Source organism: Sphingomonas sp. T1, from assembly GCF_902506585.1.
GTDB lineage: Bacteria > Pseudomonadota > Alphaproteobacteria > Sphingomonadales > Sphingomonadaceae > Sphingomonas > Sphingomonas aerolata.
Map to the genome: position 1 here is coordinate 2889840 of NZ_LR733875.1, position 4614 is coordinate 2894453.

At 69.5% G+C, this 4614-nt stretch carries 4 protein-coding genes; 3 read left to right on the forward strand and 1 reads right to left on the reverse strand.

The window, feature by feature from the left end:
* Window positions 1-147: 147 nt before the first annotated feature.
* On the reverse strand, window positions 148-1836 hold the full coding sequence (locus GV027_RS13130; protein WP_201302623.1) for a class I adenylate-forming enzyme family protein: 1689 nt from the start codon (window positions 1834-1836) through the stop codon (window positions 148-150).
* Between the two features lie 94 nt (window positions 1837-1930).
* Here GV027_RS13130 and lgt point away from each other — a divergent pair, with 94 nt between their 5' ends.
* The 3 genes from lgt (at window position 1931) to GV027_RS13145 (ending at window position 4539) form a co-directional block, all read left to right on the forward strand.
* Window positions 1931-2839 carry a prolipoprotein diacylglyceryl transferase gene (gene lgt / locus GV027_RS13135; RefSeq protein WP_416365838.1) on the forward strand — a complete coding sequence of 303 codons (909 nt, stop codon included), beginning with the start codon at window positions 1931-1933 and terminating at the stop codon, window positions 2837-2839.
* 141 nt (window positions 2840-2980) lie between these two features.
* Window positions 2981-4033, forward strand: coding sequence for a class I SAM-dependent methyltransferase (locus tag GV027_RS13140; RefSeq protein ID WP_159512140.1), 1053 nt, complete (start codon window positions 2981-2983; stop codon window positions 4031-4033).
* The gene (locus tag GV027_RS13145; RefSeq protein WP_159512141.1) at window positions 4030-4539 is read left to right on the forward strand and encodes a GNAT family N-acetyltransferase; all 510 of its coding nucleotides are present in this window, start codon (window positions 4030-4032) and stop codon (window positions 4537-4539) included. Before GV027_RS13140 ends, GV027_RS13145 begins: the two co-directional genes overlap by 4 nt.
* Window positions 4540-4614: the final 75 nt, after the last annotated feature.

The window sequence follows — 4614 nt, forward strand, 5'->3', positions numbered from 1 at the left end:
CCCCTCATCCCCCCTTCCGTCATCCCCTCTTCCGTCATCCCGACGAAAGTCGGGACCCAGGGTACCAAAACGCAACGCTGCTGGGCTCTGGGTCCTGACTTTCGTCAGGATGACGGGAAGAAGTGAGCTATCCCAGCCGCACCCCCCTCAGACCATCCCCCGATACCGCTCCCGGATCGTCACCTTGTCGATCTTCTCCGTCCCCAGCCGCGGCAGCGGCGCGTCGGCGATCCAGACCCGCTGCGGCACCTTGAACGCCGCGATATGCTGGTGGAGGAACGCGCACAGATCGTCCGGCGTCAGCGTCTCGCCCTCCTGCAGCACCACGACCGCGCCCGGCACCTCGCCGAACCGCTCGTCCGCCAGCCCGAACACCGCCGCCTCCGCCACCGCGGGGTTCTGGTACAGCGCCGCCTCGACCTCCTGGCATGAGATATTCTCGCCGCCGCGGATGATGATGTCCTTCTTGCGGTCGACGATGAACAGATAGCCGTCCTCGTCGAGAAACCCGATATCGCCCGTCCGGAAATAGCCGTCCGCGGTGAACGCCGCCGCGGTCGCCTCGGGCCGGTTCCAATATTCCTTAAAGTTGCACACGCTGCGGATGCCCACCTCGCCGCGCACGCCCGCGGGCTGCGCGCGCCCGTCATCGTCGAGGATCGCCAGATCGACCAGCGGCGCGCTCGCCCGCCCCGCCGAATTGGGCTTGGCGATATAATTGCTCCGCCAGTTGCCCGTCCCCACCGCATTGGTCTCGGTGAGGCCGTAGCCGATCAGCGGCGCGCTTCCGCCCATCTCCTCGCCCAGCCGCCGGACATGCTCGACCGGCCGCGGTGCGCCCCCCGCGGCGAAATCGGTCACCGTCGACAGGTCATAGTCGCCGCGATCGGGGTGGTTGAGGATCTCGAAGCTCATCAGCGGCACGCCGACGAAATAGGTCACGCCCTCCGCCTCGATCAGCCGCATCGCCTCGCGCGCATCCCATTTGGGCATCAGCACCAGTTTGCGCCCCATCGCGAAGCTCTGCAGGAACACCGGCACCTCGCCGGTGATGTGGAACAGCGGGATCGTCAGCAGCGTGACCGGCTGGCCGACCGGCGGATTGCCCTGCGCGGTGGCGATGCCGAGCATCATCATCGCCTGCCCCAGATAGTTGAAGATCGCCTGGATGATCGCGCGGTGATCGCACAGTGCGCCCTTCGACTGGCCGGTCGACCCGCTCGTGAACAGGATCGTCGCATGGTCGTCGGGGCCCAGCGGCGGCAGCGCGACGCCGACCGGGTCCTCCTTCAGGAGCACGTCGAGCGCGATTCGCAGCGGCTGGGTGTCGTCGATCCCGATCACCGGCGTCGCCAGCCCGGCGATCTGCGCCAGCCGCTTCACGCGCGGCGGATCGGCGAACACCATGTTGCAGTCGACGTCGCGGATCGCCGCCTCCAGCTCGTCCGACTGCCACCAGCCGTTGAGCAAGGTCGCGACCCCGCCGGCCATGATGATGCCCATGTACAGCACGATCCACGACGGCGAGTTGCGCATCGCGATGCCGATCCGGTCGCCGCGCTGGATGCCGTGCGCGGACACCAGCGCGCAGGCGACGCGCTCGGCGGCGTCCTCGACCTCGGCGAACGTCAGCCGCTCGTTGCCTGCGACAAGGAACACCTGGTCGCGGTGCTCGCCGGCATAATGCGCGAAATAGGCGTTGAGCGCGGGCGGCGCGACCGCGATCGTCGGCAGCGTCACGCCGAACCGCTCGATCGATCCGAGCCCGAGCATCCCCCCGGGCGCGGTCAGCGCCGCCATCGTCGAATCCATCGCCGCGTCTAGCTCGGTCCGCATATCGCTCTCCCATTGCTACGATGACCCCGGTCTTATCGCCTTGGTCTTATCGTCACCGCTCATTATGCAGGCGCGAACGCGTGGGGAAAAGCCATTGATCCTGTCGACCTTAGCCGCCGTAGCCGGTGGCCTGCCTAGCCCCGCTACGGGCCAACATATCCGGTTCGAGGACCTGGGGCTCCACCCCGACGTCTTCTCGATCGGCTTCTTCACGCTGCGCTGGTACAGCCTTGCCTATATCGGCGGGATCCTGCTCGGCTGGTGGTATCTGCTGAAGCTGCTCGCCCAGCCCGGCGCGCCGATGGCCAGGCGGCATGCCGACGACCTCGTCTTCTACGCGACGCTCGGCATCATCCTTGGCGGGCGGCTCGGCTATGTGCTGTTCTACGCGCCCGAGATGATCCTGCGCCCGTTGCGCATCCTCCGGCTCTGGGACGGCGGCATGTCGTTCCACGGCGGCGTGATCGGCGTGTCGCTCGGGCTGATCCTGTTCGCGCGCAAGCACAAGCTCAACTGGCTGCGCGTCCACGATTACATCGCCTGCTGCGTGCCGTTCGGGCTGTTCTTCGGGCGGCTCGCCAATTTCGTCAACGGCGAGCTCTGGGGCAAGCCGACCGACGTCGCCTGGGGCATCGTCTTCGCGCGCACCGTCCCCTTCGGCATGATCGAGCCCGCCCGCCACCCGAGCCAGCTCTACGAGGCGGGGCTCGAGGGGCTCGCGCTGTTCGCGCTGCTCTGGTTCGCCTTCTGGAAGACCAAGGCGCGCTATGACCCGGGCAAGCTCGTCGGGCTGTTCGTGCTCGGCTACGGCCTCGCGCGCTTCACCGTCGAATTCTTCCGCGAACCCGATTCGCAGCTGCGCGCCTTTGCCGAGAAGACCGGGCTCCACATGGGCCAGTGGCTCTGCGTGCCGATGATCCTCGGCGGCCTCTACCTGATCCTCACCGCCGCCAAACGCCGCATCCGCGTCGAATCCATCGCCGGCTCGCAGAGCGTCGCGTAGCGGACACCACCCTCACCCTCATCCCCACCCCGGCGAAGGCCGGGGCCCAGTTGGAACGTCCCGCGTGACGGGCGATGCGCGTCGTGACATCGCCCTCCCAACCGGGCCCCGGCCTCCGCCGGGGAGGCAGAGAGCTTTACGATGACTGACACCACCCCCGACACCGCCCTCCCCGAACGCCTCGCCCGCGCGATCACGCTCGCCGGTCCCGTCCCCGTCGCGCAGTACATGGCCGCCGCCAACGCGCATTATTACGCGACCCGCGACCCGCTCGGCGCGACCGGCGACTTCACCACCGCGCCCGAGATCAGCCAGATGTTCGGCGAGCTCATCGGCCTGTGGTGCGCCGACCTGTGGGACCGCGCCGGCCGTCCGGACGTCGCCTGGGTCGAGCTCGGCCCCGGCCGCGGCACGCTCGCTGCCGACGCGCTCCGCGCCATGGCCAAGGCCGGCCTCGTGCCCCCCGTGCATTTCGTCGAGACCAGCCCCGCGCTCCGCACCGCGCAGGCCGAGCGCGTCCCCGCCGCGACCTGGCACGACGCGATCGACACGCTGCCGACCGAGCTTCCGCTGATCGTCGTCGCGAACGAATTCTTCGACGCGCTGCCGATCCGCCAGTTGCTGAAGCGCGAGGACGCCTGGCACGAACGCCTCGTCGCCGCGCAGGACCTGCTGTTCCTCCCGATCGCGGGCAAGCCGCTTCCCGACGCCGTCATCCCCGAGCCCTTCCGCGACGCGCCCGCCGGATCGATCCTCGAGACCGCCCCCGCCGCGGTCGGCATCGTCCGCGCGCTCGCCAAACGCCTCGTCGCACAGGGCGGCGCGCTGCTCGCGATCGATTACGGCTATGAAGGCCCCGCGCTCGGCGACACGCTCCAGGCGGTCCGCGCGCATGCCTTCGCCAACCCGTTCGAGGCACCGGGCGAGCACGACCTGACCGCGCATGTCGATTTCACCACGCTCGCCGCCGCCGCGCAGGCCGATGGCGCGGTCGCCTGGGGCCCTGTCGCACAGCGCGACCTGCTCGGCGGGCTCGGCATCGACACGCGCACCTCCGCACTCGCCAAGGCCTCGCCCGACCGCGCCGAGGCGCTCGCCGCCGACCGCCGCCGGCTGATGGACGACATGGGGTCGCTGTTCAAAGCGCTCGCGATCACGTCGCCCGGCTGGCCCACTCCGGCCGCCTTCGCATGATCACCTATCGCGACGCGGTCCCCGCCGACGGCCCCGCGCTCGCCGCGATGGCGCGCGCGTCGTTCACCGAGACGTTCGGCACGCTCTACCGCCCGCAGGATCTCGCCGCGTTCCTGGACCAGGCGTTCGGGCTGCAGGGCCTGCCGTCGCAGATCGGCGACCCCGCCTTCCGCATCCATGTCGCGCTCGACGAGGGTGAGATCGTCGGTTTCGCGAAGACCGGCCCGGTCGCCTTCCCCGGCGACTGGCCCGCCACCGCGGTCGAGCTCTACCAGCTCTATGTCCGCGCCGACCAGCACGGCGCCGGCGTCGGCCCCGCGCTGATGGACTGGGCGCTCGCCACCGCGCGCGCCGACGCCCGGACCGAGATGATCCTCAGCGTCTATGTCGACAACCACCGCGCCCACCGCTTCTACCAGCGCTACGGCTTCACCGAGATCGGCCGCTACGTCTTCATGGTCGGCGAAAAAGCCGACGACGACCGCATCCTCCGCCTGCCCCTGTGACGCGGCGCGCCAAACCCCACCCAACCCCCACCCCGGCGAAGGCCGGGGCCCAGGTGGGAAGGCCCAGCTAATGAA

Bases quoted from the DNA above. Each gene is read 5' to 3' on its own strand.
- GV027_RS13130 (WP_201302623.1), bottom strand. From the start codon at position 1,836: ATGCGGACCGAGCTAGACGCGGCGATGGATTCGACGATGGCGGCGCTG.
- GV027_RS13145 (WP_159512141.1), top strand. From the start codon at position 4,030: ATGATCACCTATCGCGACGCGGTCCCCGCCGACGGCCCCGCGCTCGCC.
- GV027_RS13140 (WP_159512140.1), top strand. From the start codon at position 2,981: ATGACTGACACCACCCCCGACACCGCCCTCCCCGAACGCCTCGCCCGC.